Origin of the sequence: Pseudomonas sp. NPDC088368 (assembly GCF_044753445.1) — a bacterium.
In the GTDB taxonomy this organism is placed as follows: Bacteria; Pseudomonadota; Gammaproteobacteria; order Pseudomonadales; family Pseudomonadaceae; genus Aquipseudomonas; species Aquipseudomonas bambusae.
In genome coordinates, this window is the sequence record NZ_JBIVNG010000007.1 from 96638 (window position 1) to 116821 (window position 20184).

The 20184-nt window shown below is 60.7% G+C and carries 15 protein-coding genes; 4 read left to right on the forward strand and 11 right to left on the reverse strand.

Annotated elements, in window-relative coordinates; genetic code table 11:
- Positions 1 to 100: 100 nt before the first annotated feature.
- On the reverse strand, positions 101 to 772 hold the full coding sequence (locus tag ACIQAL_RS16685; RefSeq protein WP_401147329.1) for a polysaccharide lyase family 7 protein: 672 nt from the start codon (positions 770 to 772) through the stop codon (positions 101 to 103).
- 315 nt (positions 773 to 1087) lie between these two features.
- On the opposite strand from ACIQAL_RS16685, the gene ACIQAL_RS16690 reads away from it, so the two are divergent.
- From ACIQAL_RS16690 to ACIQAL_RS16700, 3 genes are all read left to right on the forward strand, one after another.
- On the forward strand, positions 1088 to 3229 hold the full coding sequence (locus tag ACIQAL_RS16690; protein WP_401147331.1) for a putative bifunctional diguanylate cyclase/phosphodiesterase: 2142 nt from the start codon (positions 1088 to 1090) through the stop codon (positions 3227 to 3229).
- A gap of 61 nt (positions 3230 to 3290) precedes the next feature.
- Positions 3291 to 3779 carry a M48 family metallopeptidase gene (locus ACIQAL_RS16695; RefSeq protein WP_401147841.1) on the forward strand — a complete coding sequence of 163 codons (489 nt, stop codon included), beginning with the start codon at positions 3291 to 3293 and terminating at the stop codon, positions 3777 to 3779.
- Between the two features lie 71 nt (positions 3780 to 3850).
- Entirely contained in the window at positions 3851 to 4147 is a 297-nt protein-coding gene (locus tag ACIQAL_RS16700; RefSeq protein ID WP_401147844.1) for a helix-turn-helix domain-containing protein, read from the forward strand.
- Between the two features lie 137 nt (positions 4148 to 4284).
- Here ACIQAL_RS16700 and ACIQAL_RS16705 read toward each other — a convergent pair whose 3' ends face one another.
- Complete coding sequence (locus ACIQAL_RS16705; RefSeq protein ID WP_166596086.1) at positions 4285 to 4743, reverse strand: GNAT family N-acetyltransferase; 459 nt, start codon at positions 4741 to 4743, stop codon at positions 4285 to 4287.
- A gap of 312 nt (positions 4744 to 5055) precedes the next feature.
- Between ACIQAL_RS16705 and ACIQAL_RS16710 the strand changes: the two genes are divergently transcribed.
- Positions 5056 to 5793 carry a substrate-binding periplasmic protein gene (locus ACIQAL_RS16710; protein WP_401147334.1) on the forward strand — a complete coding sequence of 246 codons (738 nt, stop codon included), beginning with the start codon at positions 5056 to 5058 and terminating at the stop codon, positions 5791 to 5793.
- Here ACIQAL_RS16710 and yccS read toward each other — a convergent pair.
- The 9 genes from yccS to betI all read right to left on the reverse strand — a co-directional run bounded on the left by yccS (position 5774) and on the right by betI (position 20028).
- Positions 5774 to 7984, reverse strand: coding sequence for a YccS family putative transporter (gene yccS / locus ACIQAL_RS16715; RefSeq protein WP_401147336.1), 2211 nt, complete (start codon positions 7982 to 7984; stop codon positions 5774 to 5776). The two genes, ACIQAL_RS16710 and yccS, sit on opposite strands and share 20 nt — an antisense overlap.
- Positions 7985 to 8245: 261 nt before the next feature.
- Positions 8246 to 9424, reverse strand: coding sequence for an NAD(P)/FAD-dependent oxidoreductase (locus tag ACIQAL_RS16720; protein ID WP_401147339.1), 1179 nt, complete (start codon positions 9422 to 9424; stop codon positions 8246 to 8248).
- A 141-nt stretch (positions 9425 to 9565) separates the two neighbouring features.
- On the reverse strand, positions 9566 to 10945 hold the full coding sequence (gene dbpA / locus ACIQAL_RS16725; RefSeq protein WP_401147342.1) for an ATP-dependent RNA helicase DbpA: 1380 nt from the start codon (positions 10943 to 10945) through the stop codon (positions 9566 to 9568).
- 283 nt (positions 10946 to 11228) lie between these two features.
- Complete coding sequence (gene mdtD, locus ACIQAL_RS16730; protein ID WP_401147343.1) at positions 11229 to 12671, reverse strand: multidrug transporter subunit MdtD; 1443 nt, start codon at positions 12669 to 12671, stop codon at positions 11229 to 11231.
- 416 nt (positions 12672 to 13087) lie between these two features.
- Positions 13088 to 14413 (reverse strand): TldD/PmbA family protein, encoded by a 1326-nt coding sequence (locus tag ACIQAL_RS16735; protein WP_401147345.1) that lies wholly within the window; start codon positions 14411 to 14413, stop codon positions 13088 to 13090.
- A complete protein-coding gene (locus ACIQAL_RS16740; RefSeq protein WP_401147347.1) occupies positions 14413 to 15855 on the reverse strand; it encodes a TldD/PmbA family protein in 1443 nt (480 codons plus the stop codon). The genes ACIQAL_RS16735 and ACIQAL_RS16740 overlap by 1 nt, the downstream gene beginning before the upstream one ends.
- Positions 15856 to 15971: 116 nt before the next feature.
- The gene (betA, locus tag ACIQAL_RS16745; RefSeq protein ID WP_401147350.1) at positions 15972 to 17672 is read right to left on the reverse strand and encodes a choline dehydrogenase; all 1701 of its coding nucleotides are present in this window, start codon (positions 17670 to 17672) and stop codon (positions 15972 to 15974) included.
- 198 nt (positions 17673 to 17870) lie between these two features.
- Entirely contained in the window at positions 17871 to 19343 is a 1473-nt protein-coding gene (betB, locus tag ACIQAL_RS16750) for a betaine-aldehyde dehydrogenase (RefSeq protein ID WP_401147352.1), read from the reverse strand.
- Positions 19344 to 19434: 91 nt separating this feature from the next.
- Entirely contained in the window at positions 19435 to 20028 is a 594-nt protein-coding gene (betI, locus tag ACIQAL_RS16755) for a transcriptional regulator BetI (RefSeq protein WP_401147355.1), read from the reverse strand.
- Positions 20029 to 20184: the final 156 nt, after the last annotated feature.

A 20184-nucleotide genomic window follows, 5' to 3' on the forward strand; every position in this document is an offset into this window, starting at 1 on the left:
TAGCAGCGGGCTTGCTGGCGAAGACGGTGGGTCCGATGCATTGCGATGCCTGTCGGAACGCTTTCGCCAGCAGACTGGCCGCTACAGTCGGACGGCAAGCTCAACCTTTGTTGTGATCCACATCCAGGTTGAAGAACATCACCTTGCCGCCTTCGCTGGTGTAACCGGTGTTGTCCTGGGTATAAACGCCCGCCTTGAAGTACAGCTGCTGTTTGCTCCACGTAGCGCTGATGCGATCGTTCCAGTACATGTTGTTGGCCCTCACACTGAGCAAACCGGCTTTGTTCAGATGAATCTGATACTTGAAGGTTTCGTTGAGTGGTACGCCTTCGGCGACCGTGAAGATGCGCGCTTTCTTGTCGGTGGGATGAAACCTGACCTTGGCGACAATGATGCCGTCCTTGGTCGCGTCCTGATATTGGTACTCGACTTTGAGTAACGGCTGGGTGCTCTCATATACATGGATCTGACCAATCACGACGCGGCCGGATGACGGCACTTGAACGACCTTGAGCTTGGCCGTGAGGAAATTGTCGGCGTCAGGATAGAACCAGTTATGCAGGGTGCCGTTCGACCAGGTCTCCCGCAATTCTGTGCGAGGGTACTTGGCGTTGGCGGTCTTGGTGCCGGTGACCGGCGCCCAGAAGGTGACGTTGGAAGCACTGGAGGTGAAGTACTTGCCGTCGTAGCCTTGAAGCAATTGGCGGGTTTCAATGGTGGCGGGGGGCGAGCCCACAGGAATGCTCAGATTCCAGGTTCCCAAATCAATCATTGTTCAGTTCGTCCGAGGTGTCTCATTGCCAGTCAAACATCTGGCGCAAGGCGGAAAGGGGCGCTTCTTATACGTTCCAAGTCCCTGCCTGTTAACGTGAAACCGTCGAACGGGTAGCGTCAATGTGCCGCTAATTTCCGCGCAGGCCAGCGCAGGTCTGCACCTCAGGGCTGATACCGTTAGTCGGTTCGATTACACTTTTGAGATGGCATAACGGTGGCCCAGCTTCACTTTTCCCCATTCGGGTCTAGAGTAAGGGCCATTCGGATCATGGGCGGAGCCCTCTCACCGGGCAGTGAAGTAATGAGTAGCAGCATGGAATGCGTGCAACCCCTGCCACCTAATGGCAAATCGGTTCTGTTGGTAGTCGATGACTACCCGGAAAATCTCGTCACGATGAGAGCGGTCCTGCAGCGACAGGACTGGGAAATCGTCACGGCCAGTTCCGGCATGGAAGCGCTGGGCCTCCTTCTGGATGTGGACGTCGACATAGTCCTGCTGGATGTGCAGATGCCTGAAATGGACGGCTTCGAAGTCGCGCGACTGATGCGCGGCAGCCAACGAACGCGCCTGACCCCCATCATTTTCCTGACCGCCAACGAGCAGTCCCGAGATGCCGTGCATAAAGGCTATGCCAGCGGCGCGGTGGATTATCTTTTCAAACCCTTTGACCCGAACATCCTCAAACCCAAGGTTCAGGCGCTACTGGAGCAGCAGCACAACCGTCGTGCCCTGCAGAAACTCAGCCGGGAGCTGGAGTCGGCGAGGGCGTTCAACGCGTCGGTGCTGGCCAACGTTGCCGAAGGCATTCTGGTGGTCAACGAAGACGGCATCATCAGTTTCGCCAACCCGGCGATCTGTCGGCTGCTGGGCATGACCGATGGCGAGCTGCGAGGCACCGAGCTGTGCTGTTATCTCGAAGAGCCGTGTGTCGCTGAGTGGACAGAGTCCGGGTTTTATCACCACTACCGACGCGCTGATACCTATCGCATTCATGACGCCATCATGCGCACCCCTGAAGGGCGGCAAGTGCCGGTGGCGCTGTCTTGCGCGCCATTGCCTGAAGAGCAGAAAGCGATGGTGTTGAGCGTGCTCGACATGTCGGTGGTGCGAGACCTTTATAGCCAACTTGAACACCAGGCCGTCACGGATTCATTGACCGGCTTGCTTAACCGCCGAGGCTTTTACCAAACGGTCGAAGGCATGCTGCTGCGCAATGAGAACGCCGGGAAATACCTAGTGGTCCTCTATCTGGATCTCGACGGCTTCAAGCACGTCAACGATTCGCTGGGGCATGACGCGGGCGATCAGGTGTTGATCTGGGTCGCCGAGCAATTGAAGGAATGCTTGCGGCCGTATGACGTGCTGGCGCGGATGGGTGGCGACGAATTCGTCGTCGTGGTCGATGGGCTGGACTTCCCCGAACACGCCGCCAAAGTCGCCGAAAAACTCATCGAACGGGTATCGGTGCGACGTCAGGTGGACGGGATCGAAGCCACGTTGGGCGCGAGCATCGGAATTGCGATTTACCCGGATTGCGGCACCAATCTCGATGGCCTGCTGCGTGCCGCCGACATCGCGATGTACGAAGCCAAACGCGCGGGTCGCCATCAATACCGTTTCTATGACCAGTACATGAATGGCCGTGCGCGTTCTCGATTGATGCTCGAAGAAAGCGTGCGCACCGCCATCGAGGGCAAGGATTTCTCTATCGTCTATCAGCCGCAGATCAACGTGTTGACGGGGCGTACCCGAGGTTTTGAAGCCTTGCTGCGCTGGAACCACCCGGATGCGGGCGACGTGCCGTCCAGCCTGTTCATCCCTTTGCTGGAAGAAACGCGGCTGATCAACAAACTGGGCAGTTGGATCTACGAGCAAGGCGCCGCGCAGCGCCAGCGTTGGGAGGGGGTGTTCCCGGATGACCTGGTGATCAGCGTGAGCGTGAGTCCAGCGCAGTTCAGCATGCCCAATCTCGCTGCCGAGCTGCAGCGGGCGATCCAGATTCACGGGCTGAAACCGCGACAGTTGGAGGTGGAAATCACCGAGCCGTCGCTGGTCCACAACCTTGTTCACAGTCGTAAACAGCTGCAAAGCCTGCACGACATTGGCGTTCGGGTGTCGCTGGATGATTTCGGCGCAGGCGACAGTTCACTGGCGCACCTGCGAAACCTGGATCTGGACACGCTCAAGATCGACCGGCATTTCATCAGCGGCATGATGAACTCCCCTCGCGATCTGGCTGTAGCGCGCAGCATCATCGATCTGTGCCGATTGCTGGATATCGAAGTGATCGCTGAAGGGGTCGAGAACCTGGAGCAATATCACTGGCTCGTCGACAGTGGCTGCGAAATCATCCAGGGGTTCCTGCTGGCGCATCCGATGACGCCGGACGAAGCCTTGAGTTTCGTCGCGCCGATTACGTTGCCGAGTCGTGAGTCGCTGCTGGGCAAAGGCTGACGCGGTAGACTGATGCATTTTCGAGCCACACGATCAGAACATGACCGCCACCTCACCAACGATGCTCAAGTACCTGCAGGCCTACCCGGCTTCTTTGCAGGATCAGGTCCGCCACCTGATTGCCCAGGACAAACTCGGCGATTATCTGGAGCAGCGCTACCCCGGACGCCATGACGTGCAGAGCGACAAAGCGCTCTACGCCTACGCGCTCGCCCTCAAGCAGGAACACCTTCGCAACGCGCCGACCATCGATAAAGTGCTGTTCGACAACCGCCTGGACCTCACCCATCGCGCCCTTGGCCTGCACACCACGGTTTCGCGTGTGCAAGGCGGCAAGCTCAAGGCCAAGAAAGAAATTCGCGTGGCCTCGCTGTTCAAAGAAGCGGCGCCTGAGTTCCTCAAGATGATCGTCGTGCATGAACTGGCGCACTTCAAAGAGAGCGACCACAACAAGGCCTTCTACAACTTGTGCGAGCACATGCAGCCGGGGTATCACCAGCTGGAATTCGACCTGCGCGTGTACCTGACGTGGCGGGACATGCAGGGCTGAGGGCGTGATGGTTGGTCGTTATTGGAATTGGTGAGAGCATGGGCGCACCTCTCATCGACAAGGACCTGACGATGGACGTCAGCAAAACCAAAAGCAGCTTTTACCGCCGCTTGTATGTGGCGTATTTGATCGACAGTGGCATCGCCAGCAGCGTCCCGGCCCTCACCGACGTCACCGGCATGCCGCGCCGAACGGCGCAAGACACTATCGCTGCGTTGGCGGATCTGGACATCGTGTGTGAGTTCGAACAGGAAGAGGGCGCGCGCAATCACGCGGGGTCGTACCGGATTCGCGAGTGGGGCGCGATCGACAAGCACTGGATTGCTGAGCATCTGGCGCAGATCAAATCGGTGCTGGGTTATCCCTGAGTCGGGCGACTGACGCTGAACACCTGTGGGAGCGAATTCATTCGCGAAAGTAGACCAGGAGACAGAGATGTATCGGCTGTACTGGCCAATCGCGAATAAATTCGCTCCCACAGTTCGACCGCGTAGTGCCAGAAGACTCAATCCAGATCCCGACGCATCCCGATGTGCGGAATGCCATCCTCGACGTACACCTCACCCACCGGGTTGAACCCGTAGCGGCTGTAGTAGCCTTGCAAATGCGCCTGCGCCGACAGATAGATCGGTTGATCGGGCCAGTTGCGTTCGGCGTGTTCCAGCGCTTGCACCATGAGTTCGTGGCCCATGCCTTTGTTGCGCATCGATGGGGCAGTCACCACGCGTCCGATGGTCACGTCGCCGTCCTGCTGGATCGGGTCGAGCAGGCGCAGATAAGCAACCAGTTCATCGTCTTGCCAGGCCATCAAATGGCGCGTATCGCCCAGCAAGTCCTGGCCATCGACATCCTGATAAAAGCATTTCTGTTCGACAACGAACACCTGCGCGCGCAGCTGCAAAATGGCGTACAACTGTTCCTTGCTCAGGGCGGTATGGTGTTTGCAAATCCAGTTGATAGACATGAAGCCGGCTCGCGAAAAGAAGTCGATCCCGGATACTAAACGCATATTGCTGTAAGCCCAACGTCAACGCGTGGTGACAGTTGTGACAACGATCAGGGCATCGCGCGATTTCTTGAACTGCGGCACAAACATTGGCCACTTATGTGTTGTGGAAAAACAGCAACCGGTCTTCAATGAAGGCCACTTGCTACCTCCGAACGTCGCCTCCATTGGGGTCGCTAAACGACCTTTTGCTCGCACCAGGGATGTCACAGTGTCGCTTGATTGCCGCTGAAAAATCGCAGGCCATCCACCTGCCTAAGGATCTTGAGCATGCCGCGTTTGCTTCGAGCCATGGCTTTGCTGGGAATGCTGTTGATTGCGCAAGGCGCGTCGGCGCAGACACTGCGTATCGCCGGTGACGCCTGGGCCCCTTATTCGGATCTGACGCTGATCAATGGCGGGCTGTCCACTGATCTGATTCGCACGGCGCTGGGCCGTGCCGGTTACACCACTGAATACGAGCAGGTGCCTTGGGCCAGGGCAGTTCATGGGGTCAGTGAAGGGCGTTATGACATCCTGATCAACGCGTGGTACAGCAAAGATCGCACAGAGATTGGCGAGTTTTCCGGCGAGTACCTGGTTAACCGTTTGCGGTTTCTCAAGCGCAAAACGTCGGACATCGAGTACAAAAGCCTGCCTCAGTTACACCCCTATTCCATTGCCATCGTCCGCAGCTATGCCTACTCCCCCGAGTTCGATAACGATCCCGATCTGAAAAAAATACCGGTCGCGAGCTTTTCGACGGCGGTCCGGATGTTGGCGGCGGGGAGGGTGGAGCTGACCGTCGAGGACGAATACGCGGCGCGTTTCGCCCTCAGTCACGAGCCGGAAGACGTGCGAGACAGCGTCGACTTTTTGCCCCAGTCATTGAGCGAAAACAACCTGCACATTCTGGTCAGCTTGAAGAACCCCGATCACGCGAAAATCGTCGCCGATTTCGACAATGCCATCGCCGCCATGAAAGCCGATGGCACCTACGACAAGCTGTTCAAGCTGCACGGTCTGTAACGGCTGTCTCGTCCTTGGACGGCTCTTTGATCAAGTGAGCCGCCAAGGTGCGCAGCGGCCCCAACTGGCGGCAGATCAACGCCAGTTGTGTTTGCACCAGACGCTGCCCTTCATCGATCTCTTCCGGCATCTGCTCAAGGTCCGCCGCCAGGGCTTCCTCGGCATCGCTTTGTACCGCCACGGGGTGACGGGTGGCCAGGCTCTGGGCGATCTCATCGATGCTCGACGCCAGATTGGCGCCCGCACCTTCGATCAACTGCTCGCGCACTTCGTTGGGAAGTTGAGTCTCGCGGTGGGCGCCGAGGCCTGACAAATAGCTTAGCAATGTGTGCGAGAGCACCAGGAAGCGGAAGCCCACGTCGGCCTCTTTGCGGAAATGGCCTGGCTCCATCAGCATGTTCGCCAGCGTCGTGGACAGGGCGGCGTCGGCGTTGTGGGCGTTGCGTCGGGCCAAGCGATAAGCGAGGTCGTCGCTCTTGCCCTGGGCGTACTGTTGCATGATCTGGCGCAGGTAAATGCTGTTGCAGGACAGCGTGTTGGCCAGCACTTTGTTCAGGCGTCGGCCCTGCCAATCCGGCAGGAACAGGAACACCGCCAGGCCAGCGATCAGGCTGCCGAGCAGCGTGTCCATCAGGCGCGGCAGGAACAGCCCGTAGCCGTTGCCGACCTGATTGAAGCAGAACAGGATCATCACCGTGATCGCTGCCGTGGACAGCGTGTAACGCGTGGTGCGGTTGACGAAGAACACGACCCCCGCGAGCACTGCACACATCGATTGCAGCACTGGCGTGGTGATCAGGTCGAACAGAATCCAGCCCGCCGTCAGCCCAATGGCCGTGCCGATGATCCGCTGCCCCAGCTTGCGCCGGGTGGCGCCGTAACTCGGCTGGCAGACGAAAACCGTGGTCAGAATGATCCAGTAGCCTTGCGACGGGTGGATCAGGTGAACCATGAGATAACCGATCACCAGTGCCAGCGGCAGACGCAGGGCGTGGCGAAACAGCAGCGAGGTCGGGGTCAGTTGCAGGCGCAAGCGTGTCCAGACGTCTTTCAGGTTGCGCGGCGAACGGTCCAGCAGGCTGCTGTCGGACGCGTCGGCCAGCGCGTCGGGATTGCTCGCGTCGCTGAGCAGTCGGTCCAATGTGCCGAGGTTGTTCGCTAACGCACGGAGGGAACGCAGCAGGCCACGCCACGCCGGGTTGCTCTGGATGCGCAGGTGTTCGAGGGACGCGCGCAGGTCGTCCAGCGCGTGGGCGAAGCTGTCGTCGTAGATGAACGGTTGGCGCAACTGGATCGACACTGACAGGTCGCGGCAGGCGTTGCCCTGCTGACGCAGCAAGCGTTGGCAGCGGAACAATACGTCGCTGTGGAAGAACGCTTCGGCCAGCGAGTTGTAGGGATAGTGCGAGGAGCTGGCGCGCTCGTGGATGTCCTGCGCGAGAAAGTACAACTTCAGGTAGCGACTGACCTTCGAGCCGGGACGACCGCTGCCTACACGGTTGAGGATGATTTCCTTGGTGACGTTGAGCGCTGCTACGACTTTGCCGTTCTGCTTCGCCAGTTCCAGCCGCTTGGCTTCGACATCCAGCGTGCGAATCGGCTCGAACAGCTCTGACTTCAGTTTCAGGTACAGGCCCAGTTCTCTAAACAGTCGCGCCAGCGCCTGCTGCACCGGCTGGTTGGAAAACAGCATCTGCCACAGCACTGACAGCAGTCCGTACCATGCGGCGCCGGCTACCAGCAGCATCGGTTCGTGCCAGAAATCCGTGACCTCACCACCGCGCTGGTCCACACCGATCATGGTGTAGACCGAGAGAATAAGCGTTGCGTAAGCGATGGCGCCGTATCGCTCGCCCAAGGCGCCGAGCATCGTCAGGCAGAACGCCGCGAGGGCGAAGGCGCTGATGAACAGCACGGGGTAGGGGAACAGCAATTCGACGGAGAGCGCCGCGATACTGAAACACACCAGCGTCACGGCCAGTGCATTGAGGCGGCCCTGCCAGCTGTCGTCGGTTTCGGAGAGGGCGCTGGCGATAATCCCGAGGAACAGCGGGATGACCAGCGACATTTCGTTTTGATACCAGCACAGCGCCATGCTGCCGGTCAGCGCGATAAAAACCCGCACGCTGTAGGAAAACTTGTCCAGCGCCCACAGGCGGCGGAAGGTATTGCGCAACGATTTCGATGCCATGAACGCGGACGGCCTTTTTCGCGACTGATTCTGCTGATGGATATGTACAGCGCCTGATGCGCGCTGTACATCTGATTAGCAAAATTTATTCCGTGAGAGCCAGATGGCACTGATCCTCAAAGGGAGAGCAGTTCAAACTGTGGGAGCGAACTCATTCGCGAAAGGCCGATACATCCGACGCATCTCTATCGCCCATGCCTACGCATCGCGAATGAATTCGCTCCTACAGGGGTTCTGCGTCGTCAGCCAAAAAGATGAACGTTAGACAAACTGCGCTGCCGCATACGCCGACGCCCAGGCCCACTGGAAATTGAAACCGCCCAGATGCCCGCTGACGTCCAACACTTCGCCGATGAAATACAGCCCCGGTGATTTCAGCGATTCCATCGTTTTCGAGGACACTTCCCGGGTGTCGATGCCGCCCAGCGTCACCTCTGCCGTGCGATAACCCTCTGTGCCCGCCGGAACCACTTTCCAGCTCGCCAGTTTCTCGGCGATGTCGGCCAGTTCGGCGTGGGTGTACTGCTTCATCGGCTTGGAGACGAACCATTGATCGGCGATCAGATTGGCCATCTTCTTGGTGAAGAGTTCGCCCAGCAGGGTCTTGAGTTCGCTGTTCGGGCGCTCGGCCTGTTGCTCGGTCAGCCAGCCGTGGGCGTCGTGGTCGGGCAGCAGGTTGATTTCGACCGTGTCACCGGGGTTCCAGAACGAGGAAATCTGCAGGATCGCCGGCCCGCTCAGCCCGCGATGGGTGAACAGGATGTTTTCGCGGAAGCTCGTGTCGTTGCAGCTCACCAGGCAATCCACCGACGTGCCGGACAGCTCGGTGCACAGGTCTTTCAACTGATCGGTGATGGTGAACGGCACAAGGCCTGCGCGCGTTGGCAGCAGGGTGTGACCGAACTGCTTGCCCACCTGATAACCAAACCCTGTGGCGCCTAGCGTTGGAATCGACAGGCCGCCAGTGGCGATCACCAGCGATGTGCAGCTGATGTTGCCCAAAGTGGTTTGCAGCAGGTAGCCGGATTCGATTTTCTCGATGGCCTGCACCGAGGTGTCCATGTGCAGGGCGACGCCTGCGTCATCGCACTCGCTGAGCAGCAGGCCGAGGATGTCGCTGGACTTGTTGTCGCAGAACAGCTGGCCGAGCTTCTTCTCGTGGTACGGCACGCCGTGCTTGCCCACCAGCGCGATGAAATCCCACTGGGTGTAGCGCGCCAGCGCCGATTTGCAGAAGTGTGGGTTCTGCGAAAGGAAGTTGGCGGGCTCGGTGTACATATTGGTGAAGTTGCAACGCCCGCCGCCCGACATGAGGATTTTCTTGCCCGGCTTGTTGGCGTGATCGATCAGCATCACCTGGCGGCCACGATTGGCGGCGATGGCGGCGCACATCAAACCTGCGGCGCCAGCGCCGATGATCACAACGTCAGTAACGGGCAAAGCGGTGTCCTCGGGTGTTCTGTGGTGTGTCAGAAGGTTTTGCGGTGTTTGTGAATACGTTTCGCGAATGAATTCGCTCCCACAGGTTGAGCGCGGTCAGTCTGTGAGAGCGAATTCATTCGCGACGCGGTTTGCGGGTTCTCAGAGAATCCTGACCCGCAACGATTTGCCCTTGATCTTTCCGTTGTTCAGACGATCCAGCGCCTGTTTGGCGATGCTGCGTTCCACGGCGACGTAGGCCTGGAAATCGAAAATCGCAATCTTGCCCACCTGAGTGCCAGGAATGCCCGCTTCGCCGGTCAGCGCGCCGAGGATGTCGCCCGGGCGCAGTTTGTCCTTGCGGCCCGAACCGATGCACAGGGTGGCCATCGGTGGCAGCAGCTTGCCGCCTTCCTTGCGGGTCAACTGGTCGTACTGCTGCCAGTTCAGCGGCGCCTTTTGCAGCTCTTCGACGGCGCGGGCACGCTGGCTTTCGCCCGGCGCAACGAGGCTGACGGCGATGCCGGTCTCGCCCGCACGACCGGTACGTCCGACGCGGTGAATGTGGATTTCCGAATCACGGGCCAGCTCGACGTTGATCACCATGTCCAGCGCATCGATGTCCAGGCCGCGTGCCGCAACGTCGGTGGCGACCAGCACGGATGTGCTGCGGTTGGCGAACATGGCCAGTACCTGATCGCGATCACGCTGTTCCAGATCGCCATGCAGACCGACGGCCGACATGCCTTTGGCGGTCAGGTGATCGACCACTTCTTGCACCTGCTGCTTGGTGAAGCAGAACGCCACGCAGGATTGTGGACGGAAATGATCGAGGACTTTCACCACCGCTTCGAGGCGTTGCTCTGGCGAGATTTCGTAGAAGATCTGCTCGATCTGGCTGTCGGCGTGCAGCGCTTCGACCTTCACGGTCTGTGGGTCGCGCATGAACTTGGAGGCCAGCTGTTTGATGCCGACCGGGTACGTGGCCGAGAACAGCAGGGTCTGACGACGCTCCGGGGTCTGCTCGATGATGTCGGCGATGGCGTCGTAGAAACCCATGTCGAGCATGCGGTCGGCTTCATCGAGGACCAGTGTGTTCAGGCCATCGAGGATCAGCGAGCCTTTGCGCAGGTGCTGCTGAATACGGCCCGGCGTGCCGACGATGATGTGGGCGCCGTGTTCCAGCGAGGCGATTTGCGGGCCGAAGGACACGCCGCCGCACAGGGTCAGGACTTTGATGTTGTCTTCGGAGCGCGCCAGACGGCGGATTTCCTTGGCGACCTGGTCCGCCAGCTCACGGGTCGGGCAAAGCACGAGTGCCTGGCAGCCGAAGTAGCGCGGGTTGATCGGGTTAAGCAGCCCGACGCCGAACGCGGCGGTCTTGCCAGAGCCGGTCTTGGCTTGAGCGATCAGGTCCATGCCCTTGAGCATCACCGGCAGGCTCTGCGCCTGAATCGGCGTCATCTCGGCATAACCAAGGGACTCCAGGTTAGCCAGCATGGCGGCGGAAAGGGGCAGCGAGTTGAAAGCGGTGTTGGTCACGGGACGGGCCTGCAAAACAAAATGTCGCGCAGTGTATCAGGTCGCAGCCCATGGCTTGGGGGTGGGGGCGATAAATGGTGGGGGTTGTCTGTCGTTGTTCGACGATGCCGGATGCGCGGCTGATCTCTCTGTTGGCACAGGGCCCCACTGTGGGAGCGAATTCATTCGCGAATGGGCGGTCCATCCGACCCATCTCCATGCGCCGGACCATTTTTCGCGAATGAATTCTCTCCTACAGAGAGGGATCAGCGTCCGACCAAGAAGCCGGGCGCCTGTCTATCAATCACGCCTCGATCTCAGGCTCCGTCTGCGGCTTGCGCGGTGGATTCTCCGGCGGCATGCGTGGCGACAGCTGCAGGAAGATCGACGCCGCCAGCATCGCCAGCACCCCCACGCACAGGAACGTCAGCTGGAACGCGCCCAACACACTGCTGACTTCGCCCGTCGACACATCATCGGTAAAGCCCCCCAACAACGCCGCCGCACACGCAACGCCCAGGCTCAACGACAACTGCGCCACCACCGACAACAGGCTGTTGCCGCTCGCCGCGCTGGCGTCGTCGAGGTCAATGAGCGTCACGGCATTCATCGCCGAGAACTGCAACGAGTTCACCCCGCCCAAGAACGCCAGATGAATCAGCAGCATCCAGTACGGTGTGTCGGCGTCCACCAGCGCCATGCTCGCCAGCAGCGCGCCGAGTAACAGTGTGTTGCCGGTCAGCACGATGCGATAGCCCAGACGCTCGATGGCGCGGGTGGCCAACGGCTTGGCGAACATCGCGGCCAAGGCCAGCGGAATCATGCTCATCCCGGCGTGGGACGGCGAATAACCGAGCGCCACTTGCAGCATCAGCGGCACCAGAAACGGCAACGCACCGCTGCCCAGACGGGCGAACAGGTTGCCCATGATCCCCACCGCGAAACTGCGGGTGCGGAACAGCGATGCAGAAAACAGCGGGGATTCGACATGTCCGGCCCGCAACCAGTACGCCGCCAGACAGGCCATGCCGCCAAACAGCAGCATCACCACGCGCAGGTGTGGCAGGTGCAGTTCGCCCAGGCCTTCCAACGCGATGGTGATCAACACCATCGAGGCGCCGAACAGCGAGAACCCCACCAGATCGAAGCGCGTGCGCCCGCCGCCCACGAGATCAGGAATGAATTTGCGCACCGCGAAGCAGCCCAGAATCCCCACCGGGATGTTGATCAGGAATATCCAGTGCCAGCTCAGGTATTCCACCAGCCAGCCGCCGACCGTAGGCCCCATCAGCGGACCGAGCAGGGCAGGCATGGTGATGAAACTGAGGATGCGCACCAGCTCCGTTCGCGGATAGGCCCGCAGCACGATCAGCCTGCCGACGGGCATCATCAACGCGCCGCCCAAGCCCTGAATCACCCGGGCCGCGACCAGCATGCCAAGGGTGTTGGCCGCTGCGCACAGCAATGAGCCGAAGCTGAACAACAGAATCGCGCTGAAGAAAATCCGCTTGATCCCGAAGCGGTCCGAAATCCAGCCCGACGCCGGAATCAACAGGGCGATGGTCAGCATGTAGGCGATGATCACCGACTGCATGCGCAGCGGGTCTTCCGACAGCGAACGGGCCATGGACGGCAACGCAGTGTTGAGGATCGTGCCGTCCAGGCTTTGCATGAAAAAGGCGATGGCAATGACCCAAGGCATCCAGCGCAGGGTTCTGGCGTCCAGTTGCGGCGTGGTGGTCGGCATGTGGATCGTGGGTCCTTTTTGATTTTTGTGGGTTGGCGCTTTGGTGTTGCTGGTTGCTGGTTGCTGGTTGCTGATTGCTGATTGCTGATTGCTGATTGTCACGGTCTGCTTCTGGCCGAAGGCCGTAGGAGCTGGCTTGCCTGCGATCTGCTGCGAAGCGGCAGTAAACCCAGCGAACGCGGTGGGTCAGAAAGGGCCAAGGCGTGTGATTCTACTGCCGCTTCGCGCCAGATCGCAGGCAAGCCAGCTCCTACGGGGGCCGTGGTTTACGCCAATGTAGCCGCCAGCTGTGCGGTTTACCTCGACTGTAGGAGCCGGCTTGCTGGCGAACGCGGTATGGCAGCCGACGTTGCTGCCTCTGACCTGACGCCTTCGCCAGCCCAGCTCCTACAGGGTTTCGCGTAAGCCGCGAGTTGTCACAAAGTCAACGTCAGCTTGCTGATCAACGCCCCCGGCAGCAGATTCGACGCTGTCTGACGTTGACTGTAGGTGCTCGCCGACAGGATGAGTTCCCTTTCCTTCGTCAATTGTTCCAGCGCCCCACCCAGCAGGCTGAAGATACTGTCGTCAAAACGCATGGTGCTGACCGGGGCCTTGATTTGGCCGTCCTCGACCCAGAAGGTCGCAAACCGCGTCATCCCAGTGATGCGTCCGGCGGTGCGGTCGGAGAAGTTCAGGTACCAGAGGTTGCTGATGTACAACCCGGTGCCCAACGCCTTCAACACCTCGTCCAGAGCCAGTGCCCCGCCGCTCATGCTCAGTGCGCTTGGCGCTTCACCCCAACCGGCACCGTTGGCGGTGAGGCCGTATTCGGCGGCGCTGCGCGAGTCGATCAGCCGGTCTTTCGCGACGCCCTCGACCACCAACGACAGGTCCGACCGCGGATAGCCTTCGCCCGAGAACGCCGGCGACAGGGAGCCGGTCACCTGTTCGTCCAGGCTCACCAAGGGATTCAGCGTCGCGTGACCGTCGTACAGACGTTGCAACGGACTGGTCTTGTCCGCCAGCGATTGCGCTGAAAACCCGCCCCAGCACAGCATGCTCATCACTTCTTCCAGTGCCGCCGGTGCCAGGTACGCGCGGTATTGTCCAGGCGCCAGGGTGTGCGACGGCTGACCCAAAAACGCCAGTTGCTCGCGGGCCAGGACAAAGCGCTTGGCGAACGCCTCATCGCTCCATTCGTGGCCCGCATAGTTGGCCTTCACGGCCTGGCCGTTCCCGTGGAACAGGCTCCAGTCGACATTGAAACTGTTCGCCTGATGCCAGCCGAATCCGCCGTTGGAACTGGCGAATCCGCGATAGATCGGACCAACGGCATAAATGCCCACCAGGTCCAGCCCCTCGCCCAGCTGCGCGATTTGCGCGACGACATGGGCGCTGTCAGGCAGCGGCGAGTCCTGAACGTTGCTGCTTTGCCAGGCGTCCTCGTTGAGCAGCAGATAGGGATCAACCGGCAACAGTGCCAGCGTCTCGCGCAGTTGATGCAGTGCCTCGCCCAAACGCTGACGATCCAACGCTTCATCGCCGGAAAGCGTCAGGTTCAGGTCCGCGTGGCGACCGTCTTCGATCAGCTTGAAATACACGTTGGCCTGCTGCACATGACCGGCCTGGCGCACTTTGGCATGGTTGAAGCGAATGAAGTCCGAGGCCTCGGCGTTGTAGCTGAGGGTGAAGCGTTCCTGCGGCGTGATCGCGCCGTTCAGCCACTCGACGAGCGCCTTGAATTGGGTTTGATGAGACATCAGGCGTCACCTCCGAACACATCGACCTTGGCGAACACGCAGGCAGGCGAAGCATGGCCCACGCGCACCACTTGGTTGGGTTCGCCTTTGCCGCAGTTTGGCGTGCCCAAGACTTGAAACGTGCTGGCGTCGCCGACGGCGCTGAGGTTGCGCCAGAACTGCGCGGAAATGGCCCGATAGTTCGGGTTTTTCACCACGCCCTTGAGTTCGCCGTTTTCGATCAACTGACCCCACTCGCAGCCGAACTGGAATTTGTTGCGCGCATCGTCAATCGACCATGAGCGGTTGGTGCTCATCAGAATGCCGTGTTCGATGCCGCCGATCAGCGCCTGCATCGACTGGTCGCCCGGCTCGATGTTGAGGTTGGCCATGCGGTCTATGGGCGCGCGGTTCCAGCTGCACGCGCGGCTGTTGGCGACGCCTTCCATGCCGCTGCGGTATTGCGACAGCGCACCGCCCAGAGGCCGTTCGAGCACGCCGTTCCTGATCAGGAATTGCTTGCTCGCGGGTGTGCCGTCGTCGTCGAAACCGTAGCTCGCCAGTTGCTGCGGGATCTCCGGGTCGAACGTCACGTTGAGCAGGTTCGAGCCGTATTGCAGGCTGCCGAAGTCGCTGGTTTTGACGAAGCTGGTGCCGGCGTAATTGCGCTCGTCGCCCAGAATGCGGTCCAGCTCCAGCGGGTGGCCGATGGATTCGTGGATTTGCAGGATCATTTGGTCCGGCGTCAGCAGCAGGTCGCGTGGGCCGGTCGGGGTGTTGGGCGCCATGATCAGTTGCAGCGCCTGATCCGCGACATTGGCCGCTGCGCCGATGATGCCGGAGGACGTGATGACCTCCGCGCCACCTTGCTGGCCGAAGTTATCGCGGCCAAGGCTGCGGGTCTGGCTGTCCTGGCCGTCGTACGCTGTCACGCTCAAGCCGGGAAAGACGAAGCGCTGGGCCTGACGAATCTCGGCGCCCGCGCTATTGAGGTAAATCTGTTCGACGTTTTCCAGGCCGAGACTGACCTGCCAGTTCACCAGCCGCTCGTCCTTGGGCACGGCGGCGGATTCCTGACCGAGCAAAGCGTAGCAATCGCTCAGTGAAGGAAAGGCACTGGTGAGGTTGGGCGACAGGTAATCGGCGCGATGGGTGGCGACGGCGTGTTCGCGCAGATCGAGCAGCGAATGAGTGGCCAGCTGTCGCGCCTGAACTTCGGCCCTTTCGAGTGCGGCTTGCAGGCCCCGTTGCGAGATGTCGTTGGTCGCAGCGTAGGCTTCGACGCCGTTGACGCGCACAGTCAGCATCGCGCCTTCGTCGGTGCTCAATTGCGGCGGCTCGGGGACGTTCTTGCGCACGGATAGGTGCTGGCTGGTCTGTCTGACGTAACGCAGGGAGAAAAACTGGGCGCTGCTCTGCAGGGCGGCAAACCGCTGCTTGAGTTGAGCGGAGAAGTCGAACATGCAGGATGTCTCCTTGGTGATTCGGAGGGCAATGGGCCGAATCATAGCGCGGAAGGGCTCTGCGGCGGGGGAGATGTGATCGTTCCCACGCGGAGCGTGAGAACGATCAATGAGCATCACGCCGTTGGGGCGATCTCGCGCATGGGCTTGCCACGCGCCGGTGCGTCACCTGCCACGAAATACTTGGCGGTGCTGCGCGGCAGTGGTGTACGGCCGCGGATCTTGTCGGCGATTTTCTCGGCGATCATGATTGTCGGCGCGTTAAGGTTGCCGGTGGTGATGATCGGCATGATCGACGCATCGACCACCCGCAGACCCTGCATGCCGTGCACGCGACCTTCGGCATCGACCACCGCCATCTGGTCGGTGCCCATCTTGCACGAACACGACGGGTGGAACGCGGTCTCGGCATGCTCGCGCACGAACTGGTCCAACTGCTCGTCGGTCTGCACCTCAACGCCAGGGCTGATCTCGCGACCCCGGTATTGGTCCAGCGCAGGCTGTTGCATGATCTCGCGGGTCAGGCGGATGCCGTCGCGGAATTCCTGCCAGTCCTGCTCGGTGGCCATGTAGTTGAAGAGGATGCTCGGGTACTCGCGCGGGTTCTTCGATTTCAACTGCACGCGGCCACGGCTCGGCGAGCGCATCGAACCGACGTGGGCCTGGAAGCCATGCTCTTTCACGCCATTGCTGCCGTTGTAATTAATCGCTACCGGCAGGAAGTGGTACTGAATGTTCGGCCACTCGAACTCCTCGCGGGAACGAATGAAACCACCGGCTTCGAATTGGTTGCTGGCGCCGATGCCTTTGCCGAGGAACATCCACTCGGCGCCGATGGCCGGCTGGTTCCACCAGAGCAGCGAAGGGTAGAGCGAGACCGGTTCCTTGCAGGCGTATTGCAGGTACATCTCCAAGTGGTCTTGCAGATTTTCACCGACGCCGGGCAGGTCGTGGACCACCGGGATGTCGAGCTTTTTCAGCAGCGCCGCGGGGCCGACGCCGGAGCGTTGCAGCAGTTGCGGCGAGGCAATCGCGCCGCTGCTGACGATGACTTCCTTGCGAGCGCGGGCTTCGATGCGGGTGTCGCTGTCGCCGACCATATAGGCCACGCCGACGGCGCGTTTGTTGTCGAACAGGATGCGGTCGGTCAGTGCGTGGGTGACGATGGTCAGCGTCGAGCGCTGCTTGGCTTCGTCCAGATAACCACGCGCGGTGCTGGCGCGACGGCCGTTCGGCGTGACGGTGCGGTCCATCGGACCGAAGCCTTCCTGCTGATAACCGTTGAGGTCTTCGGTGCGCGGATAACCCGCTTGCACACCGGCCTCGACCATCGCGTGGAACAGCGGGTTGTTGCCTGCCTTCGGCGTGGTCACGCTGACCGGACCTTCGCCGCCGTGGTAGTCGTTGGGGCCGATGTCGCGGGTTTCAGCCTTGCGGAAATAAGGCAGGCAGTCGAGGTAGGTCCAGTTTTCCAGGCCCGGCAGTTTCGCCCAACCGTCGTAGTCCATCGCGTTGCCGCGGATGTAGCACATGCCGTTGATCAGCGACGAGCCACCCAGGCCCTTGCCACGACCGCACTCCATGCGACGGTTGTCCATGTGCGGCTCAGGGTCGGTTTCGTACGCCCAGTTGTAGCGGCGGCCTTGCAGCGGGAAGGCCAGGGCGGCAGGCATTTGCGTGCGGAAGTCGGCGCGGTAATCCGGACCACCGGCTTCAAGCAAAAGAACCGTGACGCCAGCGTCTTCGGTGAGACGGGCGGCCAGGGTGTTACCGGCCGAGCCGGCCCCTACGATGATGTAGTCGAATTCCTGGGACATTGAAATGCTCCCTCTTCAGAAAATGAGCGGTAGAGAGGGGCGGGGGAGCAGTGTGTCTGCTCGACCCCTAGCACCCCATGCTAGTGCGCTTACCGGGCGGGCCCCTCGTGGATAAATCCGCTCCCACAGGGTGATTGCATTCTCCTGTGGGAGCGGATTCATCCGCGAATGGCGGGCGGCACAATGAAGCGCTCGGATTTAGAACACCGACGCGTAATCGCCCAGCTCGACCTGTACCGATTTGATTCGCGTGTACTGCGCCAACGAGCTGATGCCGTTCTCGCGCCCGACGCCCGATTGCTTGTAGCCACCGACCGGCATTTTCGCGTCGGATTCGCCCCAGGCGTTGATCCAGCAAATGCCTGCTTCGAGCTGATGAATCACACGGTGCGCGCGGGTGATGTCGCGGGTGACGATACCGGCGGCGAGGCCGAACTCGGTGTCGTTGGCGCGGCGGATCACTTCTTCTTCGGTCTCGTAGCTGAGGATGCTCATGACCGGGCCAAAGATTTCCTCTTTGACGATGGTCATGTCGTCGCTGCAATCGGTGAACACGGTTGGGGCCACAAATGCGCCTTGGGCGAATTCACCCTCGGTCAGTCGGTCGCCGCCGATCAGCAGGCGCGCGCCTTCTTCCTTGCCCTTGGCGATGTAGCCCAGCACGCTTTCCATGTGAGCGAAGCTGACCAGTGGGCCGAAGTTGGTGGTGTCGATTTGCGGGTTGCCGACGCGGATGCGCTTCACGCGCTCGACGATCTTCGCTTCGAACGCAGCCTTCAACGCGCTCGGCACGAACACGCGGGTGCCGTTGGTGCAGACCTGACCGGAGCTGTAGAAGTTGGCCATCATCGCGATGTCGGCGGCGCGATCCAGATCAGCGTCGTCGAAGATGATCAGCGGCGACTTGCCGCCCAATTCCATCGTCACTTCCTTGAGCGACGAACTCGACGCGCTGGCCATGACTTTCTTGCCGGTGTCGGTGCCCCCGGTGAACGAGACTTTCTCGATGCGCGGGTGCTCGGTCAGCCAGGTGCCGACTTCACGGCCGCTGCCGGTCAGTACGTTGAACACGCCATTCGGCACGCCCGCTTGTGTGTAGATTTCGGCAAGTTTCAGGGTGGTGAGCGAGGTGACTTCGCTCGGCTTGAAGATCATCGCGTTACCGGCGGCGAGGGCTGGGGCGGACTTCCACAGGGCGATCTGGATCGGGTAGTTCCACGCGCCGATGCCGACGGTCACGCCCAGCGGCTCCCGGCGGGTGTAGACGAACGCGGTGTCGCGCAGCGGGATCTGTTCGCCTTCGATGGCAGGGACCAGGCCTGCGTAGTATTCCAGCACGTCGGCGCCGGTGACGATGTCGACGTACTTGGTTTCGGAGATCGCTTTACCGGTGTCGAGGGTTTCCAGTTCGGCCAGTTCGTCGTTGCGTTCGCGCAGGATATCGACGGCGCGGCGCAGGATGCGTGAACGCTCCATGGCGGTCATCGCAGCCCAGATTTTCTGGCCCTTTTCAGCGCTGGTCACGGCACGTTCGACGTCTGCCTGAGTGGCCCGCTGGACCTTGGCGAGCACTTCGCCGTTGGCCGGGTTGATGGCTTCGAAGGTCGCATCGCCGCTGGCGTCGACGTAACCACCGTCAATGTAGAGTTTTTGCAATTCGAAACGGGCCATAAAGTCCTCGCAGTTGTCTGGGATGGGCGTTGACCGGATGCGCCTTGCGCAGGACCGGTCGCTGTTGGGCGGTCTGCCGTCTATATCAGGATCAGCGCGCCGCTTTTGCCAGTTGGAAATCCATGTATTCGTAGGCGATCTGTTGCGCCTGTTCGGTATCGAAGGCGTCGCCCGAGAGCGCGCCGCGCAGCCATAAACCGTCGATCAAGGCCGCCTGACCGCGAGCGGCGGTGCGCGCCTGCTCCAGCGGCAAGACGCGGCGGAACTGGCAGCACAGGTTCGAATACAGCCGGTGATCGTTGATCCGCTGTAAGCGATGCAGCGTCGGCGAATGCATGCTGGTGGCCCAGAAGGCCAGCCAGGTTTTCATTGCCGGGCCGTTGACCTGGCTGGCGTCGAAGTTGCCCTCGATGATCACTTTCAGATGCGCGCGCGGACTGTCATCCGTCAGCGCCTGACGCCGCTCGGCGACGTTGACGATCAGCGCGTTCATCAAGTGGCGCATGGTCGCTGCGATCAGGCCGTTCTTGTCCTGAAAGTAGTGACTGATGATGCCGTTGGAGACCCCCGCCAGTTTGGCGATCAACGCAATGCTGGCGTCGCCCATGCCGACCTGGTCCACCGCCGTGAGCGTGGCCTGGATCAGTTGTTGGCGCCGAATGGGTTGCATACCGACCTTGGGCATCTGTGAGTCTCCTTGGCTCGCCGGGTGATCGTTAAGGACTGAAAAACGGCCTCCAGTCTATTGCTTTTTAATTGAACGTTCAAACAAGAAAAAACAGTGGGCGAAGAAAAAGCAGCTACGAGCCCCAAGCTTCAAGCTGCAAGAAAGGCAATCGCG

Bases quoted from the DNA above. Each gene is read 5' to 3' on its own strand.
- ACIQAL_RS16685 (WP_401147329.1), bottom strand. From the start codon at position 772: ATGATTGATTTGGGAACCTGGAATCTGAGCATTCCTGTGGGCTCGCCC.
- betI (WP_401147355.1), bottom strand. From the start codon at position 20,028: ATGCCCAAGGTCGGTATGCAACCCATTCGGCGCCAACAACTGATCCAG.
- betB (WP_401147352.1), bottom strand. From the start codon at position 19,343: ATGGCCCGTTTCGAATTGCAAAAACTCTACATTGACGGTGGTTACGTC.
- ACIQAL_RS16740 (WP_401147347.1), bottom strand. From the start codon at position 15,855: ATGTTCGACTTCTCCGCTCAACTCAAGCAGCGGTTTGCCGCCCTGCAG.
- ACIQAL_RS16735 (WP_401147345.1), bottom strand. From the start codon at position 14,413: ATGTCTCATCAAACCCAATTCAAGGCGCTCGTCGAGTGGCTGAACGGC.
- yccS (WP_401147336.1), bottom strand. From the start codon at position 7,984: ATGGCATCGAAATCGTTGCGCAATACCTTCCGCCGCCTGTGGGCGCTG.
- ACIQAL_RS16690 (WP_401147331.1), top strand. From the start codon at position 1,088: ATGGAATGCGTGCAACCCCTGCCACCTAATGGCAAATCGGTTCTGTTG.
- ACIQAL_RS16705 (WP_166596086.1), bottom strand. From the start codon at position 4,743: ATGTCTATCAACTGGATTTGCAAACACCATACCGCCCTGAGCAAGGAA.
- ACIQAL_RS16695 (WP_401147841.1), top strand. From the start codon at position 3,291: ATGCTCAAGTACCTGCAGGCCTACCCGGCTTCTTTGCAGGATCAGGTC.
- betA (WP_401147350.1), bottom strand. From the start codon at position 17,672: ATGTCCCAGGAATTCGACTACATCATCGTAGGGGCCGGCTCGGCCGGT.
- ACIQAL_RS16700 (WP_401147844.1), top strand. From the start codon at position 3,851: ATGGACGTCAGCAAAACCAAAAGCAGCTTTTACCGCCGCTTGTATGTG.
- mdtD (WP_401147343.1), bottom strand. From the start codon at position 12,671: ATGCCGACCACCACGCCGCAACTGGACGCCAGAACCCTGCGCTGGATG.
- ACIQAL_RS16710 (WP_401147334.1), top strand. From the start codon at position 5,056: ATGCCGCGTTTGCTTCGAGCCATGGCTTTGCTGGGAATGCTGTTGATT.